This window comes from Arthrobacter sp. UYP6 (assembly GCF_040547315.1).
Lineage (GTDB): Bacteria > Actinomycetota > Actinomycetes > Actinomycetales > Micrococcaceae > Arthrobacter_B.
In genome coordinates, this window is record NZ_JBEPPM010000004.1 from 191,299 (window position 1) to 213,893 (window position 22,595).

At 64.1% G+C, this 22,595-nt stretch carries 19 protein-coding genes and 1 pseudogene; 6 read left to right on the top strand and 14 right to left on the bottom strand.

All coding sequences use genetic code 11. From position 1 onward, the window contains the following. Positions 1-35: 35 nt before the first annotated feature. A complete protein-coding gene (locus ABIB35_RS05225) occupies positions 36-1,811 on the bottom strand; it encodes a glycerol-3-phosphate dehydrogenase/oxidase (protein WP_502915731.1) in 1,776 nt (591 codons plus the stop codon). A gap of 209 nt (positions 1,812-2,020) precedes the next feature. Here ABIB35_RS05225 and ABIB35_RS05230 point away from each other — a divergent pair, with 209 nt between their 5' ends. Further along, positions 2,021-2,929, top strand: coding sequence for a sugar-binding transcriptional regulator (locus tag ABIB35_RS05230; RefSeq protein WP_354179564.1), 909 nt, complete (start codon positions 2,021-2,023; stop codon positions 2,927-2,929). Between the two features lie 206 nt (positions 2,930-3,135). Here the strand turns inward: ABIB35_RS05230 and ABIB35_RS05235 are convergent, their stop codons facing one another. From ABIB35_RS05235 to ABIB35_RS05260, 6 genes are all read right to left on the bottom strand, one after another. Further along, positions 3,136-5,373, bottom strand: coding sequence for an alpha-galactosidase (locus ABIB35_RS05235; RefSeq protein WP_354179476.1), 2,238 nt, complete (start codon positions 5,371-5,373; stop codon positions 3,136-3,138). Positions 5,374-5,515: 142 nt separating this feature from the next. Beyond that, positions 5,516-7,105 (bottom strand): amino acid permease, encoded by a 1,590-nt coding sequence (locus ABIB35_RS05240; protein ID WP_354179477.1) that lies wholly within the window; start codon positions 7,103-7,105, stop codon positions 5,516-5,518. Positions 7,106-7,234: 129 nt separating this feature from the next. After that, positions 7,235-7,705, bottom strand: coding sequence for a Rossmann-fold NAD(P)-binding domain-containing protein (locus tag ABIB35_RS05245; RefSeq protein ID WP_354179479.1), 471 nt, complete (start codon positions 7,703-7,705; stop codon positions 7,235-7,237). Between the two features lie 207 nt (positions 7,706-7,912). Further along, positions 7,913-8,062 carry an SDR family NAD(P)-dependent oxidoreductase gene (locus tag ABIB35_RS05250; RefSeq protein WP_354179481.1) on the bottom strand — a complete coding sequence of 50 codons (150 nt, stop codon included), beginning with the start codon at positions 8,060-8,062 and terminating at the stop codon, positions 7,913-7,915. Positions 8,063-8,134: 72 nt separating this feature from the next. Next, on the bottom strand, positions 8,135-9,103 hold the full coding sequence (locus ABIB35_RS05255) for a bile acid:sodium symporter family protein (RefSeq protein ID WP_354179483.1): 969 nt from the start codon (positions 9,101-9,103) through the stop codon (positions 8,135-8,137). A gap of 324 nt (positions 9,104-9,427) precedes the next feature. Further along, entirely contained in the window at positions 9,428-11,611 is a 2,184-nt protein-coding gene (locus tag ABIB35_RS05260) for an ABC transporter permease (RefSeq protein ID WP_354179484.1), read from the bottom strand. Positions 11,612-11,786: 175 nt separating this feature from the next. On the opposite strand from ABIB35_RS05260, the gene ABIB35_RS05265 reads away from it, so the two are divergent. Next, positions 11,787-12,449: a TetR/AcrR family transcriptional regulator gene (locus ABIB35_RS05265; RefSeq protein WP_354179486.1), complete on the top strand. Its 663-nt coding sequence runs from the start codon at positions 11,787-11,789 to the stop codon at positions 12,447-12,449. 31 nt (positions 12,450-12,480) lie between these two features. Here ABIB35_RS05265 and ABIB35_RS05270 read toward each other — a convergent pair whose 3' ends face one another. Beyond that, positions 12,481-13,167, bottom strand: coding sequence for an NAD(P)/FAD-dependent oxidoreductase (locus ABIB35_RS05270; protein WP_354179488.1), 687 nt, complete (start codon positions 13,165-13,167; stop codon positions 12,481-12,483). A gap of 195 nt (positions 13,168-13,362) precedes the next feature. Between ABIB35_RS05270 and ABIB35_RS05275 the strand changes: the two genes are divergently transcribed. Next, positions 13,363-13,947, top strand: coding sequence for a helix-turn-helix domain-containing protein (locus ABIB35_RS05275; protein WP_354179490.1), 585 nt, complete (start codon positions 13,363-13,365; stop codon positions 13,945-13,947). A gap of 40 nt (positions 13,948-13,987) precedes the next feature. On the opposite strand, the pseudogene ABIB35_RS05280 reads toward ABIB35_RS05275, so the two are convergent. From ABIB35_RS05280 to ABIB35_RS05290, 3 genes and pseudogenes are all read right to left on the bottom strand, one after another. After that, positions 13,988-14,413 (bottom strand): annotated as a pseudogene (locus tag ABIB35_RS05280) (alcohol dehydrogenase catalytic domain-containing protein); the annotation flags it as partial. 110 nt (positions 14,414-14,523) lie between these two features. After that, positions 14,524-15,939 (bottom strand): YhgE/Pip domain-containing protein, encoded by a 1,416-nt coding sequence (locus tag ABIB35_RS05285; RefSeq protein ID WP_354179493.1) that lies wholly within the window; start codon positions 15,937-15,939, stop codon positions 14,524-14,526. A 165-nt stretch (positions 15,940-16,104) separates the two neighbouring features. After that, entirely contained in the window at positions 16,105-16,593 is a 489-nt protein-coding gene (locus ABIB35_RS05290) for an NUDIX hydrolase (protein ID WP_354179565.1), read from the bottom strand. Between the two features lie 53 nt (positions 16,594-16,646). On the opposite strand from ABIB35_RS05290, the gene ABIB35_RS05295 reads away from it, so the two are divergent. Further along, on the top strand, positions 16,647-17,588 hold the full coding sequence (locus ABIB35_RS05295; protein WP_354179494.1) for a 5'-3' exonuclease: 942 nt from the start codon (positions 16,647-16,649) through the stop codon (positions 17,586-17,588). Here ABIB35_RS05295 and ABIB35_RS05300 read toward each other — a convergent pair. The 3 genes from ABIB35_RS05300 to ABIB35_RS05310 all read right to left on the bottom strand — a co-directional run bounded on the left by ABIB35_RS05300 (position 17,585) and on the right by ABIB35_RS05310 (position 20,619). After that, positions 17,585-18,499: an ATP-binding cassette domain-containing protein gene (locus ABIB35_RS05300; RefSeq protein ID WP_354179496.1), complete on the bottom strand. Its 915-nt coding sequence runs from the start codon at positions 18,497-18,499 to the stop codon at positions 17,585-17,587. The genes ABIB35_RS05295 and ABIB35_RS05300 overlap by 4 nt on opposite strands. Positions 18,500-18,513: 14 nt before the next feature. After that, a complete protein-coding gene (locus tag ABIB35_RS05305; RefSeq protein WP_354179498.1) occupies positions 18,514-19,560 on the bottom strand; it encodes an ABC transporter permease in 1,047 nt (348 codons plus the stop codon). A 63-nt stretch (positions 19,561-19,623) separates the two neighbouring features. Beyond that, on the bottom strand, positions 19,624-20,619 hold the full coding sequence (locus ABIB35_RS05310; RefSeq protein ID WP_354179500.1) for a substrate-binding domain-containing protein: 996 nt from the start codon (positions 20,617-20,619) through the stop codon (positions 19,624-19,626). Positions 20,620-20,923: 304 nt separating this feature from the next. On the opposite strand from ABIB35_RS05310, the gene ABIB35_RS05315 reads away from it, so the two are divergent. Together ABIB35_RS05315 and iolB are read left to right on the top strand one after the other, a co-directional pair. Next, a complete protein-coding gene (locus tag ABIB35_RS05315) occupies positions 20,924-21,664 on the top strand; it encodes a GntR family transcriptional regulator (protein ID WP_354179502.1) in 741 nt (246 codons plus the stop codon). Positions 21,665-21,692: 28 nt separating this feature from the next. Next, positions 21,693-22,592: a 5-deoxy-glucuronate isomerase gene (gene iolB, locus ABIB35_RS05320; RefSeq protein WP_354179504.1), complete on the top strand. Its 900-nt coding sequence runs from the start codon at positions 21,693-21,695 to the stop codon at positions 22,590-22,592. Positions 22,593-22,595 lie beyond the last annotated feature (3 nt).

Here is a 22,595-nt window from a genome sequence, read left to right on the forward strand (position 1 = left end):
CTCCGTTTGTCGCTGTATTTCCGGGGCGCCGGAGCCTAGGCTACCGAAGCACCAATCTTCATGCCATGCATGTTCACGAGCAGGTCGCGTGCGGACTGAACCTGGCGGTGTGCTTCCGCCTCGTCCCAGCCCAGCTGCGGAGCCAGCAGACCGGCCAGCTCATTGAGCATCTCCTCGGTCACCAGGCCGCGGAAGGCCAGTGAGGTGCGGCGGATCAGAATATCGGCCAGACGGGTAATCTGCTCGTTCTCCACCATATAGGTCAGCTCGCGGGTGCTCAGCTCGTTGGTGGAAGCCAGCAGCTGGTCTCCACCCTGGGCCAGGAACTCCAGGACATCCGTGGCGCGGGTGCCGTAACGGGTCAGCAGCACGCGGACGCGGTCGCGGTCGGCAACCTCGTTGGCGGTCCGGTTGACCCACAGGCGCTCCTCGGCCTCGGTGCTTGGGAAGCCCTTGCCGCCGCCGATCTGAAGCTCCGACGTCGTCGTCTTCCGCGGCATGCCCAGAGCGGTCATGGCCTCGGACGCGAGGTTCTCGGAGAGGGCTCGGAACGTGGTCCATTTGCCGCCCACCAGGGACAGAGTGGTGACGTTCTTGCCGGCGCGGCGGTCGATGCGCTTTTCGATCCGGTAGTCACGGGACACAAAGCCGGGCTGCGTGTCATCGTGCTTGGGCAGCGGGCGAACACCGGAGAAGGTGTAGACAATATGGTCCCGACGCACGTCGATGGTCGGGAACACGTGGGCAACGAGTTCGAAGAAGTACTCGATTTCCTCGTCGGTGCAGACCGAAGCCTCGTTGATGTCCGCGTCGATGTCCGTGGTGCCCACCAGAACGCGGTCACCCATCGGGTAGATGAGGACGATGCGGCCGTCGGTGTGCTCAAAGAACAGTTCGCGGCCGTTGCAGGCCTCCAGCAGTTCCGGATGGTCCAGGACAATGTGTGAGCCCTTGGTGCCGCCCATGAAGGAGGTGCGCTTGCCGAAGGAGTCGTTGGTCTCGTCCACCCAGGCGCCGGTGGCGTTGATAACGACGTCGGCTTCGAACAGGAACTCTTCGCCCGTCAGCTCGTCGCGCAGCATCGTGCCGGCGTCCGTGGTGCCCACGGCGGAAACGTAGTTGCTGGCGCGGGACTGCGGGTTGGCTTCGAGGCCGTCACGCAGCACGTCCAGGGTCAGACGCTCCGGGTTGTGGACGGAGGCATCGAAGTAGGTTGCGGTGTACTTGACGTCGGAGCGCAGCTTGGGAAGTTCCTGCAGGGACTTCTTCTTACCTACAAAGTTGTGGCGGGGGGCCACACGTCCGCCGCGGGAGAAGAAGTCATACATCACGAGGCCGGCCTTGATCAGCAGGGCGCCGCGCTCGTTCGGCTTGCCCGGCTTGTGCGTCAGGAAGCGCATCGGAGCTGCGGTGATGCCCGAGAACGTGCTGGTGATCGGGATGGTGGTCTGCAGCGGCTTCACGTAGTGCGGAGCCAGACGGAGCAGCGCATTGCGCTCGACGACGGACTCGTGCACCAGACGGAACTCACCGTTTTCCAGGTAGCGGATGCCGCCGTGGATCATATGCGAGGAAGCGCCCGAGGCGCCCTGGCAGTAGTCGCCGCGCTCCACGAGGGCTACGTCCACTCCCTGCAGCGACAGGTCACGGAAGGTGCCTACGCCATTGATGCCACCGCCGACGATCAGCACCGAGGCCCGGGGGCGGTCCTTCAACTGCTGAACCACCGGACGGGTGGCGGTCTTTCCCTTAGCGGGATTCACGGAATTGTCCACGACTATCTCCAAACGCTTCTGTGGCGGCTTTGCCATATCTCACTATGTTCGGAGCCTTCAGGGCCCGGAATCGACCCGATGCACAAACGTGCACCCTGCCATAATGGAATCATGGAGATCCAAGCAGTGTTGGCGGGCAGCAAGTGAACAATGGTGTCACCAAACGGCTTCCGGTGAGGGCCGGGGAAGGCCCAGCTGTGTCAGAGACAGAAGGCCGGAACCGGGATGCCCTCCGGGCCGCTCAGATGTACTACCTACAGAACCTGACCATGGAAGCGATCGCCCGGGAACTGCGGATTTCACGCTCCACGGTGTCGCGGCTGCTCTCCCACGCACGTGCTACCGGCCTGGTGGAAATTCGGATCAAGAGTGCCTCCGACCGCGCCCCGGCGATGGAGAAGGAAATCAGCTCGCGTTTTGGGATCCACGCCAAGGTGGTTCCGGTGGTTGAAGGCGTCTCGCCCTCCCAGACGCTCCAGCGCGTGGCTGTGCAGGCCGCACACCTCATTGGCCCGCTCATCGATTCCGATGCCGTAGTAGGCGTCGCCTGGGGCTCTACGCTCAGCGCCGTGAGCCAGCACCTCTCGGTGAAGAACACGCACGACAGCACGATTGTGCAGATGAACGGTGCCGGCAACTTCCGCACCTCAGGCATCACCTATGCCAGTGAAATCCTGCAGCGCTTCGGCCATGCCTACGGCGCCCGCGTGGTCCAGTTCCCGGTACCCGCTTTCTTTGACCACACCGAAACCAAGGAAGCCATGTGGCGGGAACGTCCGGTGAAGCGCGTCCTGGATCTACAGGCCCGGATGAACACCGCCATTTTTGGTGTCGGGTCAATCAAAGCCGGCGTCCCCAGCCACGTCTACAACGGTGCTTACCTGGATGAAGAGGACTTGGATGACCTGATGGCCGAGGAGGTGGTGGGCGACGTCGCCACCATGTTCTACCGTGCCGACGGAACCTGGGACGGAATCCGGCTCAACGAACGCAGCACCGGTCCGGATTTGGAGCAGCTGCGGCAGGTACCGCGCCGGATCTGCGTAGTGGCCGGAGAGACAAAGACCACCAGCCTCCTGGGTGCCCTGCGCGCAGGTCTGGTGACGGACCTGATCCTGGACGAGAACTCCGCACGCCGGCTTGCCTCAGGCTGACAAGGCCGCGCTCATTCTTCCGTTTCAAAGGGATCCACAGCCAGACGATCGCCGCCACAACCTTGGCTACCAGGTAGGGGCCCAGCACCAGCCCGCGCAGGGGTGAGGACTGGGTCGGTGTCCTGGCGGGAACGTGTTCGCGGTTTTGCCGGTGCTTGAACTGTGCTGCTCCGTTGCAGCGGTGTGGTGGTTGCCATGGCCTTGCCTCAGCCCTGGTCCGCAGCTGGGGAGAGAGCCTGGAGGTGGAGCATGCGCATCTCATCGGGGTGCAGGCCTGGAACATGGACGCCAACCTGTTCCAGTGCCCGCCCGGTGAGCACGGCTCCGTCGCTGCCCGGCCACCACGGCGGCGGCGCGAAGCCGCGCGGAGCGGGTCCCGGGGTTACATCGCGGAGCCGGTAGGTCCCTTCCGGGTCCAGGCCGCGGAGCTGGAACCTGCCCAGCGGTTCTACGTCCGAAACAGCAGTGCGAACGACGGCGAACATTGCCTGGCTGCCATCCTGATCCACCACCCCGTGGATCTGCAGAGACGGGTCAAACGAGTCCAGGCGCACCATGTTTCCGGTGTGCAGCAGCCCCCGGTGGTCCTTGTAGAACGCCACCCACTGGGTCAGTTCGCCGGCCTCCTGTGCGGTGGCCTCCGTAAGATCCCACTCAATGCCCAGATGTCCCCAGACGGCGGTGCCCGCCCGAAAGTGAAGCGTGTGCATCCGGCCAGTGGTGTGCGAACGCAGCGAGGCGATGTGGGACCCCATCAGTTCCGGCGGGATCAGCTGCTGCGTCCAGCGGTGCATCCGCTGCCGCTCAAGCGGGTCAATACAGTCCGAGGTCCAGACCCTGTCGGTGTGTTCCAGCACGCCCAGATCCACGCGGGCACCGCCGGAGGAGCAGGACTCGATTTCCAATGCCGGAAAGCGCTCCTTCAGTTCGGCCATCAGGCGGTAGGCAGCCAGTGTCTGGGTGTGGACACCGGGCCGCCCGTCGGGCTGTGTCCCGGCCTCGGTCAGGTCCCGGTTGTGGTCCCATTTGATATAGGCGATCGGATAGCGTTCCAGCAGGGCAACCATTTGGTTGCGCACATGCTCGTAGGCTCCGGGCATACCAATGTTGAGTACCTGCTGCTGCCGGGATTCCACCGGCAGCCGCCCCGCCGGTGCCATGATCCATTCCGGATGGGCGCGGGCCACCTCTGAATCCGGGTTAACCATTTCGGGCTCAAACCACAGACCAAATTCCATTCCCCGGGAACGGACGTGGTTGATCAGCGGGTCCAGGCCGTCAGGCCACACCTCCGAGGAGACCACCCAGTCCCCCAGTCCCGAGGTGTCATCGCGGCGGGAGCCAAACCAGCCGTCGTCGAGCACAAACCGTTCGACGCCGACTTCCGCTGCGCGGTCGGCCAATTCAGTGAGCCGGCTGAGCCGGTGGTCGAAATACACGGCCTCCCATACGTTCAGGGTGACCGGCCGGGGCCGGGTGGGGTGTTGCGGACGGGCGCGAAGCCAGGCATGCAGACGACGCGCCTGATCATCAAGCCCGTTTCCCCAGACGCCGTACAGCCAGGGAGAGGAGTAACTCTCCCCGCTTTCAAGCGCCACTTCTCCGGGCAGGAGCAGCTCGGAGCCGCCAAGTACCTGCAGCCCGTTGGACAACCGCTCCGCCCAGGCACGGTGGTTGCCCGAAAAACCTACATGCATTCCCCACACCTGGCCGTCGGCGAAGCCGAAACCGGGCTCGCCTGCTGACAGGACGTAGGCGGCATCAGCCCCTGTGCGGCCTTTGCGTCCCTCGCGCAGATGGACACCTACCGGCAGTGCCGTGCGCTGGGGTACACGTTCCCCGCCCCAATGTCCGGCAAAGTCCAGGATTTCCCGGGCACGCGAGGGCAGGGGGAAAATGAGCCCCAGTTCCTGCACCCGGTAGCTCCCTTCAGCCTCGTTTGTCAGCCGGGCACGGGTGCGCAGCAGCCCGGACGGCGCCAGCTCCAGCTCGATCGCCAGTTCCAGGCCGGATTCATTGTCTGCAGCTATCACGGTCAGCCGGGCCGCGCCGGAGGTGGTCAGCGTTCCTTCTGTCACTGCGTCCTGCTCCGCCAGCACCCCAAGGTCCACACGGGTAACGGTGAACTGCGGGGTCCACGCCGTGCCGTTTCGGTCCCCTGCCAAACCCGGGCGCCCCGTCCAGCCTGCGTGGAGCGAACCGAGCATATCCGCCCGGACGGGAACATCCAGGCTGTTGGCAGATTGGTGCGGAACAGCAGCAACCGCCAGCATGGCGGCCTCTTCCACCCCGAGGCCGGGCAGCTCGCCACCCCAATGCACCACTGACGGCAGTTGGCTGCCGGAGAGGTCCACAAGGACTGATACACCCCCGCTGCGCAGATGAACCCGGCAAGGGCCGGTGGTGTCGAGGATCAGTGATGGTTCCAGGCTGACAACGGTCACGTATGCTCCTGCAGATGGGCGGGGCTGCCCGCACTGCTACGGGTTGCCGGTGTGATGTACGTCATACCGTAGCCGCCCGTGAAGTCGATGCAACTACCGCCACGCCCAGGACACCCGGTGTGGAGGCCGGCAGATCCGCACCCTACGCCAATCCGGGAGCGGGCCGGATCTGCGTCACTTTTGCTTTCTGCAGGGCCAGAGTCTTCCGGACCACCGGCCAGAACAGCACCAGCGCCCCGGCCGCCAGAAAGCTTGTGTAGACCTGGGTTCGCCCGCTCTCGGTGAACATCATGATGGTGACAATTCCGACTGCACCCAGAATCAGGACAATGTTCAGCCACGGGAACAGCCAGACCCGAAGCTGGAGGGAGGACCGTTCTTCAGGGGACATCTTGATCCTCAGCCGCCACTGGGTGACCGCAATGAAGACATAGACAAAGAGGGCCACCAATCCGGTTGAATTCATGATGAACTCATAGATGCCCGAGCCCGGCGCAATGAAGTTCACCAGGGTGGCAATGAGGCCGCCAATTGTGGAAGCGATGACCGCAATCACCGGGACACCCCGCTTTTTGCGTACAGCGATGATTTTCGGCGCCAGCCGTTGCTCGGCCAGGGCAGCGAACATTCTTGACGCCGAGTAGTTGCCGGAATTGAGCACCGACAGGACCGCCGTAAAGATGACAAGACCCATGATGGTCTCTGCTCCCGGCAGACCGAACATATTAAAGACGTAGGTGAACGGCGCCATAACGGCGGCATCGGGGAGCTGGTTCCACGGAACTATCGTGACGATGACAAGGATCGCTCCAACGTAAAAGAGCATTACCCGCCAAATGACCGTGTTGGAGGCCCGCCGGATGCCCTCAGCGGGGTGTTCTGACTCCGCCGCCGCCATAACGGCAATTTCCGTACCGAAGTATGAGAACAAGACCAGCGCGACGCTGGCTAGGACTGCGCTGAAGCCATTGGGCATGAAGCCGCCGTGCGCCCACAAGTTAGAGACAGAGAGGGTGGCGTTGGGCAGGAGACCGAGGATGTACAGGACACCGGCAATGAGGAACACCACGATGGCCAGCACTTTGATGCTTGCGAGCCAAAATTCTGTTTCCCCGAAAGTCCGCAGCGAAATCAGGTTGCTGCAGACGAAAATTGTCAGCAGCACCAGGGAACCCGTCCAGGCCGGCAGAGCAGGGAACCAGTTGTGGAGCATGCCTCCGCCAACCACTGACTCGTAGGCGATCACGCCTACCCAGAAGTACCAGTACAGCCAACCAACAATGTAGGCTGCCCAGTTGCCCAGTCCCACGCGAGCGTATTCCATGAAGGAACCCACTGCGGGCCGGGCCGCTGCCATTTCGCCAAGCATCCGCATCGCAAGAAAAACCAGCAGCCCGCCGAGCGCGTAGGAGAGAACGGCCGCGGGGCCCGTGTTGCGGATGATGTTGGCCGAGCCCACAAACAAACTCGCGCCGATGATTCCGCCCAGCGTAATCATCGTGACATGGCGGTTTCGGAGCTTCTTGCCGCCGTGGGCGGATCCCGGCCCGGCAATGGCATCGGCGGCAGTGGAGCCGCCGTGCTTTTCAGCCTCTTCGGGTGTGGGGACCTCTGCTGGTGTGGGGACCTCTGCTGGTGTGGCTCTTTCGGGGTGTGTGGATTCAGGCTCGCTGGTTATGGCGGACTCCTGTGCTTGGTGAATCTGCGGGAGATACAACCTTTTCTCGCTCATCCCCCACGCTGTTGCTTGCAGGTTTTGCAACACCAACAGTCAATGGATACACCCGGCCACGGCTTCCCGGACAGAGGAACCGGCCAATCTGGGAGCAACGCCGGCTCCACTGTTCCAACCGCCCCCTTGTCAGGACTCCAGCATCGCCACCGAACGGTTCCACAGCCCCAGGGCCAGTGCTCCGTCAGCAGCTTGGCGGTGGGGGCGGGCCACCTTGCACCGCTCAAAGTACTTGCCGGTGGGATAGTCCGCCCCGGGGGTTCCTCCGGCCAGGAAGACCAGGGTTCGGGCACCCTTTTTGGGGCTGGTGAGGAACAGGTGCCGGAGCGGAGTGGAATAGACCACGTGCATGGCCGAGCCCGGAGCACTGGAAAAACCGGACGCTACGGTGCCTGGATGGAAGGCGGTGGATGTGGCGCTGTGGGAACGGTAGCGGCGATCGAATTCCTCCGTGAACAGGATCTGCTCAAGCTTGCTATCGCCGTAGGCTTTCCGCGGCTTGTAGTCCTTCTCCTGCTCCAGGTCATCCAGCTCCACGTGCCCGAACAACCGGTTCGCCACGCTGGAGGTGTTGATGACTGTTCCCCGGGACTCCAGCAACCGGTCCGTCAGTAGCCGGGTGAGCAGGAACGGAGCAAGATAGTTTACCTAAAAGGTCATTTCATGTCCGTCCTTGGTGACCTGCCGTTCCTTGCCAAAGATGGCTCCGGCGTTGTTCGCCGGGACGTCGATGCGCGGATAGCGCTGCAACAGTTCCGACGCCAGGTTGCGGACCCGGTTTAAGTCCGCGAAGTCCGCCAGGAAGTATTAGCCGCCGGTCTGCTCCGTCACCGCCGCGGTCTTTTCCGGGGAGCGGCCCACCACCACCACATGGTGGCTGGCCCGAACCAGTTGACGCGCGGCAGCCGCACCGACGCCGTCGGACGCGCCAGTGATCACGATGGTCTTGGAACCCACGGTGTCTGCTTTCCTCGAAGTGCCGGAACGGCCTCACACTAGCGCTGCGGCGCAGGGAAAGGTAGCCCGCCCTCAGTCCGTGGGCCGGCGCCGCAAGAACGCAGCCATCAGCGCACCGGAAACGTTGTGCCACACCGAAAAAACGGCTGCCGGAAGGGCCGCTTCGGGCGTGAAGTACTGCTTGGCCAGGCCGGCGGCCAGACCTGAGTTCTGCATTCCCACCTCTACGGCCATGGTGCGGCGGGACGCGATGGGCTGCCGGAACAATTTCGCGGCACCATACCCCAGGCCAAGGCCCAGGCCGTTATGCAGAATCACCGCAAGCAGGATCAGCCAGCCGGCGGTGACGATGGCGGCTGCGCTACCCGCCACCACGGCTAGGACCACAAACGTGATGGCCAGGACGGAGATCCACGGCAGGACGGGCAGGACCCGGTCCACGAGCCTGGGCACGGCATAGCGGATCACCAGTCCCAGCACCACGGGAATCAGCACAATTTGGACTATGGACACGGCCATGGAACCTGCGTCCACCGACATGTACCGTCCGGCAAGCCACAGCGCCAGCAGCGGAGTGAAGATCGGCGCCAGCAGAGTGGAGACCGAGGTCATGGCCACGGACAAAGCCACGTTGCCCTTGGCCAGATACGCCACCACATTGGACGCGGTTCCGCCCGGCGCACAGCCTACGAGGATGACGCCGGCGGCAAGTTCAGGGCTTAGCTGCAGAACCCAGGCAATGCCCGCGCCCAGCAGGGGCATGATCACAAACTGTGCCACGACGCCAAGCAGGACAGGCAGCGGCTGCCGGATCACCAAGGCGAAGTCCGGCAGGGTGAGGGTCAGGCCCATGCCGAACATGATCAGCATCAGCGCCGGATTCACGAACGCGGAGAGCCCGGTAAAAGGCTCCGGAAAGAACAGGGCGACCGCTCCCCCGGCGAGGATCAGCAGGGGAAAGACCGTCACGGCGACGCGCGCACTGCGGTCTTCGGCGGTGGAATCTGGTTTCGGGGCTGTGATGGCGGAGTTAGCGGGCATTCCAACATGCTGGCACTGACTGCGTCTGTCCGCGATTTGTGACGCGCCACGTCGCGCCGTCCGTTGCTGCAAGCCGTCCGTTGCTGCAGGGCGACGTTCCACAGAGCACCGTTCCACAGAGCACCGTTCCGCAGAGCACCGTTCCGCAGCGCACCGGTGCTGATGATGACACAGGCAGACGCGGTGACGACGGCGGCTGCCTCCGGCGCACGGGCGTCACCCCGGTGGTCCCTGCACTTTCGCCAAGAAACCAAGGGCCGCTGCATCCGCAGCGGCCCTTGGTTTCTTGCTGTGCACCGACACCGGTGCACGACCAGCAACGGATTACACCGTCACGAGTTCCTTGTCTTCAACCTTGTCCGCTGCAGGCGCGGCCGGAGCTGCCGGAGTCCCGTCAACAGGCCAGGACTCGGTGCGCGGCGGCTTGATGCGGTCAATGACCGCCACCACCGCCAGGGAGACGGCTCCCCAGATTCCCAGGGTCAAAAGGTGCGACCAGACAGTGTCACCGCCGAAGTACAGGATGGAGCGGATGGACTCCACCGCGGCGGGCATCGGCAGGACCTCATGGAGGAGGCGGAAGAACTCCGGCTCCATGTAGATGGACATCGCGGCACCGGAGGCTGGTATGCCCAGGAACATCAGGATGCCGATGACCGGGAGAATGGCCAGCATGCCGATGAGTCGCTCGAAGACCGCGGTAAACATCGCCACACAGAAGATCGCCACGGCGCCAACCGCCCACAGCTGCCAGAAATGCCCGTCAATTGCACCGACAAAGACATCGGCAATCACCCAGAGGAGCGCAGAGAAGCCCACCGCCCAGGCAGCCACGATCGGCAGCAGTTTGCGCAGCGGACGGCTTGCGGGCTGGGCCGTTGCACCCACCACAATGATCATGAAGCCTGCCATGATCCAGCCCATCGCCAGGTACATGGTGGCCATGCCCATGGAGTCCTCGGAGGCGAGCGGGGCAACATCCTCGGTGACCAGTTCCATCTGCTGCCCGGCCGAAACCTGGGCAAAGACCCGGTTGACCACCTGCTGGGCGCTCATACCCGCAGCTTGGTTGGTCAGGAGGGTGGCCGTGGGGTTCTCAGCGGAGGGCAGCACGTAAGCTGCCACCACAGTGCGTTCCCCCACCTGTTCGCGTGCCTCATCCGCAGAATCCAGTGCTGTCAGCTCAAACAGGCCCGACATGTTTTCGTCGAGTCCGGCTACAGCCTGCTCTGCCTGTTCGGTGCTGGCTCCAACAATGGCAACCGGCATGTCCCGCGGCGTGGGCTGGTACATGGCACCGAGCATCATGGTGAGCATCATCGAGACCATGGCCAGCGGGAAGAAGCCCAGGGTGACGTAGCGCCAGGTGCGGCTCTTCGGGCGGGGTCCGCCGTGCAGGGAGGCCACGTTGATCTCGGGTGGTGCGGCGTTGGGCTTCCGGCGCCGCTTCAGGGCATCAATGCCAAGAGTCAGCAGCAGCGCTGCCACAGCGCCGATCACCAGCACCATCAGGTGGGAGCCGGCACCCACTCCCTCGAAGTAGAGGACGGACCGCAGTGATTCGCCGGTGGCGGCCGCAGGCAGGAAGCCGTGCAGGATCGGATAGAGCCCGGGCATGGTGTGCACTGACATGCTCATGTTGGAGGCGGGAACACCCAGCACCATCAGGAACAGCATGCCGGCCAGCACGGCCATGGGGCCGAGGATGCGGGTCAGGAACAGCTGAACGCTGCCCACCGCAAAGACGGATAGCCAGCAGATGCCCAGCACCGCGGCGGTGTGCCCCTGGACCACTCCCATGATGGGTCCGACGACGGTCCACACCAGCGCGGCGATCAGGGCTGCCCATCCGGCCAACAGCGGAACGAAGCGGCGGAAGCGAAGCAGCTCCGGGGAGTTGGAGAGGACCAGGCTCAGCGGCATGTAACCAGCCAGCATCAGGGCGGTGGTCATGAACATAGCACCCAGGCCGGCCATGTCGCTGTTGGGCAGTGGGGCAAGATCTTCCGTTGTGAGGGTCAGGCCCTGGGCCAGAACCTGCGGTGCAAGCAGTGCGGTGACGGTACTCGACTGGGAGGCACCCGCAGCACCGGCGGTGTACACGGTGGCGCCGCCGTCGGCCAGCGAAACGGCACCGGATACCTCGCGGTCCAGCACCAGCTGGCGGGCTTCTTCCTCGGAATCTACCAGCCGGATGTCAACGGCGTCCGGATTAGCGGATTCCATCGAATCGGCGAAGGAGCCGGCCTGCTGGGCCGTGCCGCTGACGGCAATCGGCATGTTGTGCGGGGTGGGCGCATGCATGGCCGCAAGGTAACCGCCAACCAGCATGGAAACCATCAACAGCGGCATGAGGAACATGGCAACATAGCGCCCGATCTTCTCCGCCTTTGCGCGCTTCAGCGCGGCTGCGTCCGGGCCTTGGCCCTCCGTCTCCGGCGCCTCGCTGTCCGCCGCGGACACGGTGTCCGGCGGATGGTCGCTGGATGTGGGGGAAATGTGGCTCAAGGTCGTGCTCCTGTGCTGTGGTTCGATGGGTGATGCGAGTGGCGTGCGAACCGAATGATGCGTACGCGGTCAGTGGGACCAACTCGTCAAAATTACGCCATGTGGCGTAAAATTGGTAATCGGCCCAAATACAGGGCATCAACACCCGTCATGATGCAGGGGAAGAGGACACAGTATGGGACAGCACGGCGACAAGGCACGCGAGACTCTTCTGGACGCCGCCGAAGAGCTCTTTGCCCGCTACGGCATCGATGCGGTGTCCAACCGGCGGATCGCCGAGCAGGCCGGCACCGCCAACCACTCCGCCGTCGCGTACCATTTTGGCGGCAGGGAGGAGCTGATCCGCACCCTGATTTCCCGGCATACGGAAGACTCCAACCGCCGCCGGGCTGAGCTGGCCGCCGGTCTGAGCAGTGACGCCACTTTGCATGACCTGCTGGCCTGCCTGATCCTGCCCTGGGTGGAACATCTGGGTTCGCTGCCGGTGCCGAGCTGGCGGGCCCGCTTCATCCAACAGATCCGGACTGTACCTTCCATGCACGAAGTCCTTGCCGGCGCCGCCGTTTCCAACCCGCTGACCGAAGAGCTCACTCGGCGCGTGGAAGCCGCTGCCGGAAAGATGAGTCCCACCACGTTGTACGGGCGGTCGTGGATCCTGGGCAGCATGGTGCTGGGAGTGTGCGCCGAGTACGAGGCACAGGTCCAAACTGGGGTGGAGCAGGCCAATTGGACCGGGGTCGGCTATTTCCTCATCGACTCCTGCGCCGGGATGCTGGCCGCTCCGGTGACGCATCCCGGCGACTTCCTCACCCAGCCTCCCGACGTCTACCTGCTGTAGGTCTACCTGCCGTACGTCTACCTGCTATAGGTCAGACGGTCCCGGCGGACCCGGCGGCGAGCGCCGTCCCGACGGCCACGGCAGTGTCCTCAGCGACGAGGTCGCCGTTGATGGCTGCGCCGGCCATCAGCCCCGCAGCCCCCGCAGCCATCACCTGCAGTGATGGTGCAGCCAAATTGCCCGCTGCATAAACTCCGGGCACCGCAGTGGCGCCGGTGGGCTCCGCTGGAACCGCCGTCCCGAAGACCACCTCACCCATGTGCTGATCGACCGGAAGGATACCCAGCTCCTCGAGGTACCCGGCCCTGGCCTCCAGCCGGGTAAACACCACCAGCACGTCCCTGTCCATCAGATCGCCGTTGGCCATCCGGATGCCGGCACCCGTACCCTCCACTCCCGCAACCTCTCCCGAAACAGTTCGGATTCCCCGTGCTGCCAGCTGCTCTATCTGGGCGGCGTCAGGCGTTCCTGCCGTGTGCAGGAACAGGACCACGTCCGCGCTCCACTGGCGCCACAACAGCACCTGGTGCATGGCCATGGTGAGGTCGGTGGCGAGAACGCCCACTGCCTTGTCCCGGGCTTCCCAGCCATGGCAATACGGGCAGTGCAGAACACTCCTCCCCCAACGCTCCGGGATTCCGGGCAGATCCGGCAGGATGTCGGTGACCCCCGTGGCGGCCAGCACCCGGCGGGCGCGTACGCGCTCTCCGTCCGCCAACTGGACCCGGAAGCCGCCGTCGTCCTCCCGAGGACGTCGTACCCGCTGTCACTTCCGTTGTTATTGACATCTGCTGTTTCCATGTCCGCACTCCTGATCTTTGTACCGGCGGCGATGCGGCCGGCTCTCTTGCCAGTGTGTGGGCGGGACGGAAGCGGTGGCAATTATTTTTGCCGCCATGGCAAAATGGGGCGCATGAACGATTCCCCAGTTGCTGCTCTTGCCGGCGTTGGCGCCCGGCTCCGTTCCCTTCGAACCGAAAGGCGCCTGACGCTGGCCGGAGTTTCGGACACTACGGGAATTTCAGTCAGCACACTCTCGCGCCTGGAATCGGGCCAGCGGCGGGCCACGCTGGAACTGCTGATGCCCCTGGCCAAGGTGTACGGCGTAACGATTGATGAACTGGTGGATGCGCCGGCCACCGGGGACCCCCGCGTGCATATGCGCCCCTTCCGCCGCCAGGGTGCAACGATCATTCCGTTGACGGAGCAGGCCGGAGGGATCAGGGCTTACAAGTACATCCTCCCGGGCAAGGCCCAACCGGGGCAGCCGGAACTCAAGACGCATGAGGGGTATGAGTGGCTATACGTGCTCAGCGGCAGGCTGAGGCTGGTGCTGGGCGATCAGGAACTGATCCTGCGCTCCGGGGAAGCCGCGGAATTCAACACCCGCGTTCCGCACTGGATGGATAACGCCACCGCTCAAGACGTGGAGTTCCTGGCCCTGTTCGGCCCGCAGGGCGAGCGCGCACATCTGCGCGCCCGTCCCGCCTCGAAATAACCGGGAGCGCGGGCGCTGAAATCAGCGCCCGGCTTACGGTCTAGTACACGGCAATAAAGCGCCCGACGACGCCGCCGGCGCGCAGCTGATCAATCGCGCCCGGGATTTCCGCCGGGGTAACAATGTTCATCGGCGGATTGAGCTTGCCGGATTTCATCAGCTCATAGAGGGCCTCAAGGTCTTCCTTGGTACCAGACTTTGAGCCCTTAGTGGAGAGCACCTCGTCCGGGAGTTTGACCAAGTTGTCGTCAGTGGCAAGGAGCTTGGGGCCGAACCCTCCGTCCCACTTGCCGTACCCGAGGGCGTCGCCGTCGCGCATGACCGGGGCCAGACCCACACGGTCGCCCACCTTCCAGTGCTCAATACCCTCACCCACTTCGGTGATCACACCGGCGTTTTCATGACCCATGGTCCGCGGCAGCGCGAAGAACAGCGGCATCCAGCCGGGATCATCAAGGGCGGTGACGTCGGAGTGGTTTGTTGGTTCCGGTAAACTGCCAGGCCTTCATGCGGGGCTCCTTCAGTGTTGCTTGTAATACTCCTTTAGTTTATCGCCGCCGGTACGGTAGTCCTTGGTCAGGAGCCCGCCGCCGCCGAGGCCAGCCGCAGACCGCGGTTGCCAAGGATCCTGTCGTAAACCACCGACGCCGCCAGGGCCACCACCACGGCAATGAGCAGGATGATCAGCATCCCGATGATGCCGCTCTGCACCCCGGCACTTGCATCAGCGTCGAAGTACAGCACGGCCCGGTTGGCCATGGTCATCTGATAGAGCGGTTCAGCGGGGGCTATGGCCCGGAAGAACGGAGGCAGCGCCTCCAGCGGCACCACGCCGGTGGCGGACGGCAGGCCCATGAACACCACATAGATCAGGGACAGGATCATGCCCGCACTGCCGAACAGTGCAATCAGCGCGAAGGTCACCGCGGACACCGTCACAATGGAGAGCCATGTGGTGAGGAAGAACCAGCCACCGTGTGGAATCGGCATTCCGACGGCGGAGGCCACCCACATCATCAGGCCGGCGGTTGGCAGGGCCCCAACCACCACAATCCCCCACTTCACCAGGAACGTGAGCCAGCGCGCCGGGCGCCGCTGCGGCCCCAGGACAAAACGAGGTCCCAGTTCGATTGGCGCCACCCCCAGCCGGGAATCCAGCAGGAAATGCAGGGCCACGGATCCGCTGAGCCCCACCACCATCAGCAGCACCGAATAGAAGAACGCTCCCATACCCAGTGCGGCGCCGTCCGGAGGCGGGGAATAGACGCTGGTGGTGACGGCAATCGGATCCGCCAGCAGGTCGGCCGATGTACCGCCGATCTTCGGAGTCACCTGCTGCTCAAGCTGTGCAGGAAGTTGAGTCCCCAGCCGCTCAAGCTGGCTCTGCAGTTCAGTCCGAGCCTGTGACTGGGCTTCCTGGGCCGATGCGGTCAGCTGCTCCCCTAACCCCTTGTTGGCCTGTTCCAGGGCGGGGTCTATGGCATTGGTGGCCAGGCTGCTGGCCAGCGGACCGGCCAAAGGATTGGAATAAACCGTGACGGTGGGCCGGGACACCGCATCAGCGCTCAGCGAGCCGCTCACCAGGGCGAGGGCATCCGCCGAAAAGGACTCTGGAATGAGCACGGTGCCGTGGACCTCTCCCTTGCCCATCTGGTCCTGGGCCTCATCCCAGGACAATACCCGCAGATCGATCTTGTCCGAGCTGCTGAAACCCTGCTGCATCTGGTCAGTGATGGTCTGTCCCAGGTTCTCCCGGCCCCCGTCCGGTGTATCGGTCCCCTGGTCCTGGTTCACCACGGCAATCGGAAAATGGTCCAGGTGCCCGGCCGGATTGCCCAGGCCGCCTATATACAGGGCTGTACCGGTTCCGCCGACCAGCAGGAGCACCAGGATTGGCAGCAGCCAGGTCCGGGGCGACAAATAGAACCCGGCGCCGCTCGGCGGCGGCACGGCGGAATTTCTTGAGTTGATGTTCGCTGTATGTGCGGGCATAGGACATACCTCCCGGAGGCCGGGCTGATGCTCCGGCTAAAGTGCTGGGTCAGGCCTGCTTTCTTTGAGGGTATCCGGGAGATGCCACCGCCGATACGCCCAGCCGCGGTCAACGGTGCCCCGTCCCCGAATCAGCCCCGAATCAGCTCCGAATCACCGGGCCTATCAGCCGTGAGGCCCGTCAAGCCGCAGTATCAGCGCGTCCAGGACCTGCAACTGGCCCTTAACCAGTTTGGTGCGGGCGGCGGCGGCACTGAACCAGCCGGCGTCGTCGATCTCCGGGTACTCCCGGACGGTGCCCGACCGCGGCGGCCACTCCAGCGCAAAAGTGTTGCTGATGATGCGATCCGGGGCAAAGTCAGCCTCGGCGGTGAACACGGTGATAGTCTTCTTGGCTGACTGCCGGAAGCTGCCGAGCAGGGCGTAGTCCGCGTCCGGCGCCGGCGTGCCCATCTCCTCGCCGAACTCGCGCAAAGCGGCCACCAGCGAATCCTCCCCCGGCAGAATCTCACCCTTGGGAATAGACCAGGCATGCCTGTCCTTGCGGGCCCAGAACGGGCCGCCCATATGCCCGATCCACACCTGTTGCTGCGCCCGGCCCGCCGACGTAGAAGGACGTTGGTAGAGCAGAATGCCCGCACTGTGGATCATCAGCCCATCCTAAGGCGTCCTACCGTGCCGGCACCGGTTCGTGCAAGGATCGGCCTATGCCCCAGCGCCTGATGCTGCTCGACACCGCTTCCCTGTACTTCCGTGCCTTCTACGGCGTGCCGGATTCGATCCGTCGCAGTGACGGAACACCGGTCAACGCCGTGCGCGGCCTTTTGGACATGATCGCCCGGCTGACCGCCGATTACGATGCGACCCACCTGATCGCGTGCTGGGATGATGACTGGCGTCCGCAGTGGCGCGTTGACCTGCTGCCGACGTACAAGACGCACCGGGTGGCGGAGGTGGTTCCCGGTGCGCCTGACATTGAAACCGTGCCGGATCCGCTTCAGGCCCAGATCCCGATGATTCGCCGCACGCTGGAACTTGCCGGCGTGGCCGTCGTGGGCGCTGCGGAGCATGAGGCCGACGACGTGATCGGCACCTACGCGAGCACCGCGGAGACGCCCGTGGATGTGGTCACCGGTGACCGCGACCTGTTCCAGGTGATCGACGACGGGCGGGAGATCCGGGTGATCTACACGGCGCGGGGCATGCGGAACCTGGACGTCCTTACTGAGGCCTCCATCGTTGCGAAATACCGGGTACTGCCGCAGCAGTATGCCGACTACGCCACACTGCGCGGAGATTCCTCGGACGGGTTGCCGGGGGTTGCCGGCATCGGCGAGAAGACCGCCGCGTCGCTGCTCGGCGAATACGGCACACTGGACGCCCTGCTGGCGGCGGCGGATCCGGCAAGTTCACTGTCCTCGCCGGTTCGTTCGAAGCTCGCCGCCGCCGCCGGCTATCTGGAGGTTGCGCCCAAAGTGGTGCAGGTGGTCCGAGACCTTCCCCTGCCCGGTGTGGAGGAGGTCGGTGCGCAGCTGCAGCCGATCACCGGCGAGAACCGGGCCGACCTGGAGCGTCTGGGCACCGAGTGGAACCTCGGCGGATCCGTGAAGCGGCTGATGGAATCCTTTGACCGGTACGCCCGGCGTTAGCCGCGTGCCTCGGTGCCCATTTCGGCCTCCACCTCGGCAACGACGTCGCGGTGGCTGCCCAGCGACTCGAGCTCCTGGGCCAGTTCCGCCAGTTCGTCACCGCCGGCCATCTGGGCGGTCAGCTGGTCCAGGGTAACGTCTTTTTTGCCGTAGTACCCGATGGAGCGGCCGCGCTTGAGCAGGAGGAAGCGGTCCCCCACCGGATAGGCGTGGTGCGGGTTGTGGGTAATGAAGATGACCCCCAGGCCGCGGTCCCGAGCCTGCAGAATGTAGCGCAGCACCACTCCGGACTGTTTGACGCCCAAAGCAGCCGTTGGCTCGTCCAGGATCAACACCTTGGCACCAAAATGCACGGCCCGGGCAATAGCCACGCACTGGCGCTCACCGCCGGAGAGCTGGCCTATGGGCTGCTCTACGTCGCGCAGGTCAATGCCCATGTCCCGCAGCTCTTTCCTGGTGATCTCCTTCATCCGCTCAACGTCCAGCCGTTTGAACGGTCCAACGCCGGTGGTCAGCTCCGAGCCGAGAAAGAAATTGCGCCAGACCGGCATCAGGGAAACCACTGCCAGATCCTGATAAACGGCCGCGATTCCCAGGTCAAGCGCCTGCCGCGGTGAGCTAAACCTGCGCTTCTCGCCCAGCGCGGTGAACTCTCCTCCATCATGGGGATGCAGGCCCGCAATGATCTTGATCAGCGTGGATTTTCCGGCGCCGTTGTCACCGAGCACGCAGGTGACCCGGCCGGCATCCACCTCCAGGGTGACGTCGTGCAGGGCAATGATGTTGCCATAGTGCTTGCTCACCTTGTCGAGCTGCAGCAGGTGCCCCGGGGCCGCGCCGCCGTTGTTGTGCCCTACGCCGTGAGCGCCGCCGTCGGACAGTGTGGAAGGGCCGTTTTCCGCAGTAGCCATGGTTTTTTCCTCCGTTAGCTTTGTTCGGCCCGGCGTTTGACCACCATGTTCACCATGGTGGCCAGCAGCAGCATGAGGCCCAGGAAGAATTTGAACCAGTCCGGGTTCCATTCCGCGTAGACAATGCCCTTGTTGGCCATGCCAAAGATGAAGGCGCCGATGGCTCCGCCAATAGCGGAGCCGTAGCCGCCGGTGAGCAGGCACCCGCCGATCACGGCAGCAATGATGTACAGGAACTCGTTGCCGATGCCTTCCCCGGACTGCACCGTGGAAAACGCAAACAGGTTATGCATTCCCAGGACCCAGGCGCAGAAGCCCACGCCCATGAAGAGCCCAATCTTGGTCTTCACCACGGGAACGCCGACGGCGCGTGCGGCATAGGCGTCACCGCCGGCGGCAAAGATCCAGTTCCCCACCCGGGTGCGCAGCAGAATCCACGATGCCACGGCAACCAGGGCAATCCAGATAAAGACGGTAATCCGGACCTCCACGCCGCCCACGCTGATGGAGGAGGCGAACACGGCCTTGGCCGAATCGAAGCCGTCCATCGTGGAAATGGACGGCGAGGCGACGCTTCCGCCGATGGCCCGGGTCAGGCCCAGGTTCAGGCCCGTCAGCATCAGGAAGGTCGCCAGCGTGACAATGAAGGACGGAAGTTTGGTCTTGACCAAAATCCAGCCGTTGATGAACCCAACCCCCAGTGACATCACCAGTGCCAGGGCCACCCCCACCCACACGTTCGTGGAAAAGTACCAGCTGAACAGCGAGGCCATGAGGGCAGAGCTGATGACAGCCACGCCGGTGGAGAGGTCAAACTCGCCGCCGATCATCAGCAGCGAGACTCCCACCGCCATGATGCCGATGGTGGAGGCGCCGTACAGCACAGTGGCAATGGACCCCGGCTGCAGGAACACCGGGGCAACGGCCGAGAAGAACACGAACAGTGCAACCGCGCCCACCAGCGCCCCGATTTCCGGGCGTCCCAGGATTTTGGCTAGAGGGCTCTTCGACGCAACCCTCTCATCGGATGCCGGTTCGGCAACTGTGGCTGTATTAGCCATCGCTGGGCTTCGCTTTCCTTGTGTCCGGGATTCTGTGACCCAGCCCGGGATATAACCAGTTCATTAGCGAATGCCGTCCGCGGCAAAGGCGGCCACCTGTTCGGCATTCGAGGAATCAATGATAGTGGGCCCGGTGAGCACCGGCTGACCGCCGCCAATCTCGAACCCGCCGCGTGAGTACTGCCAGAGCGCGTCAACCGCACCGTAACCCTGCAGCCAGGGCTGCTGGTCCACTGTAAAGATAATGTCGCCGTTGACAATTTTCTGGGCAAGGTCCGGGTTCAGGTCAAAGGACGCCACCTTGGCCTCGCTGCCTGAGTCCTGCACGGATTTCAGGATGGTGAGCGTGTAGGGCGCGCCCAGGCCAACAACGACGTCGGCATCTTGGGTTGCCTGCAGTTTGGCCGTGACGGTGGATTCCACCTGGGTCATGTCGGTTCCCTGAACGTACAGGATCTCCGTTCCCGGCACCTCGGTCTTGACGCCGGCGCAGCGGCTTTCGTGTCCCACGTTGCCCTGCTCATGGATTACGCAGATCGGATGCGTGTACCCGTCCGAAGCCAGCCGTTGGCCCACCGCTTCTCCCGCGAGCTCCTCATTGGACCCGAAGTGCGTGAACGCTCCGAGTTCAACGGAGCGGTCCTCTCCCGAGTTCAGGCTCACCACCGGGATTCCGGCCGCGGCGGCCTTCTCAAGGGCGGAGGCTACGGCGTCCGGCTTGGCCAGGGTGACGGCGATCCCGTCCACCCCCTGTTCTACGGCCTGCTCGATCAGCTGGGCCTGCCGGCCGCCCTCGGGGTCGGAGAGGTACTGCAGTTCAACGTTGTCTTTTCCAGCTGCTTCTTCGGCACCCTTGCGGACGATGTCCCAAAAGGTGTCTCCCGCACCGGAATGGGTGATCAGCGCAATCTTGATGCGGTCGGTGCCTGCAACGACGCCGCCGCCGTCGCCCTCTGCTTCAGGCGTGCGTCCCCCCGAACTTGAGCACGCGGAAAGAGCAAGGGCGGGAACCAGCAGTAAGGACGCCGCCAGTCTTCGCAGGGAAAGGTTCTGTGACACGAGAGTCTCCTTTGTCTTCGTGGCGTTGCCCGGCCAGCGGGCTGCAACCGGAGCCCCGTCACCCCTGCTGCGGCACTGTGCACACAAATATAGCGACAGGCATGGCAGAGTCAACGGATTGTAAGGACATATTTACATACAATCCAATGAAAGTTCACATTTGGACACTAATTTTCAGAGGCCACCAAGGCAGATGGGGCGTGTGACCGCTGTTACACTCAAGACGACAACCATGTCCTGACATGTCCTGACATGGAGTTGAACCTTTGAGGTGAACGCTGGGAATGCACGAGGAGGATGAGCAGTGGGTGCAGAGCTCAACATTCCCATTGACCGGTCCTCGCCGGTTCCGCTCTACCACCAGGTGGTTCAGGGAATTGAAGCGGCTATCCGCAGCGGGGTACTGGAATTTGGTTCCCGGCTGGACAACGAGATTGACCTTGCCGGCAAGCTGAACCTGTCCCGGCCCACCATGCGCAAGGCGATGGATGAGCTGGTGCGTGCAGGCCTGCTGGTGCGCAAGCGCGGGGTGGGCACCCAGGTGGTGTCCAACCAGGTCCGCCGCCATCTAGAGCTCTCCAGCCTGTTTGATGATCTGCGCGGATCAGGGCAAAAACCCGCCACCCGGGTGCTCGAGTTCAGCCACGGCGTGCCGGATCCCGCCGCCGCAGGGACACTGGACCTGGCGGACGGCGTGCGGGCCTATCACTTCACCCGGCTGCGCAGCGTCGATGGCAAACCGCTGGCACTGATGGAGAACTGGGTGCGGGAAGACATCACTGAAATCACTGAAAGTGCGCTCAGCAGACAGGGCTTGTATGAGCTCCTGCGGGAAGCCGGTGTGAACTTTCGGCTGGCCACCCAGCGCATCGGCGCCGCCGTCGCCGACCAGCGGCAGGCAGATCTGCTGGACACGGAACCCGGAGCGGCGCTGGTGACCATGGAGCGCACCGCCGTTGACGACGTCGGACGCACCGTGGAAACCGGACGCCACGTGTACCGTGCCGATTCCTACAGCTTCGAAATGACACTGGTTCAGCGCTAGGGGCCCCGCCCCCGGAAAAGAGGTCACCATGCCCGGAACACCCTGGGTCTATCCGCTGGGCAGCGCCTCCCACGGTGCCTGGCGGGTGTCGCTGGGCGCAGCAGACAGCGCCGCCGGGGCTCCGGGGTGGGCGCACACCGGGATCAAGGTCGCCGGATTGGCGCCCGGGGAATCCCTGACGCTGCCCGCCGAAGAGGAAGAGCGTCTGGTCATCCCCCTTGAGGGCGCGTTGACCGTCCTGGCTGACGGAACCGAATATCCGCTGCGGGGCAGGAGCTCGGTCTTTGCCGGCCCCGCCGATGTGCTGTACTCCGGCGTGCGGACCCCGCTGACCGTCACTTCGGAAAACGGCGGCAGGTTTGCCGTAGCGCTGGCACCGGCGCGGACAAGCTACCCAGTCCGGTTGGTCACTGCGGAGCAAACCCCGGTGGAGCTGCGGGGATCCGGGTCCTGTTCACGCCAGGTCCACAACTTCGGCACTCCGGCCACCCTGGAAGCGGACCGCTTCATTGTCTGCGAAGTCCTCACCCCTGCCGGCAACTGGTCCTCCTATCCCCCGCACAAGCATGACGAGGAGAAGGACGGGGAAAGCTCGCTGGAAGAAATCTACTACTTCGAAACACGGCCGGCCGCGGGTTTCGAAGCGCCGGATGACGCCGATGCGGTGGGCTATGCCCGCGTTTATGCCTCCGATGAGCGGCCCATAGATGTCCAGGCCGAGGTCCGCAGCGGCGATGTGGTCCTGGTGCCCTACGGCTGGCACGGCCCGGCCATGGCGGCGCCGGGGTATGACCTGTATTACCTGAACGTCATGGCCGGGCCCGGCCGGGTCCGCGAATGGTTGATCAGCGACGATCCACACCACGGCTGGATCCGGCAGACCTGGGACGGGCAACAGATGGATCCGCGGCTTCCGTTTACGTCCTGATAG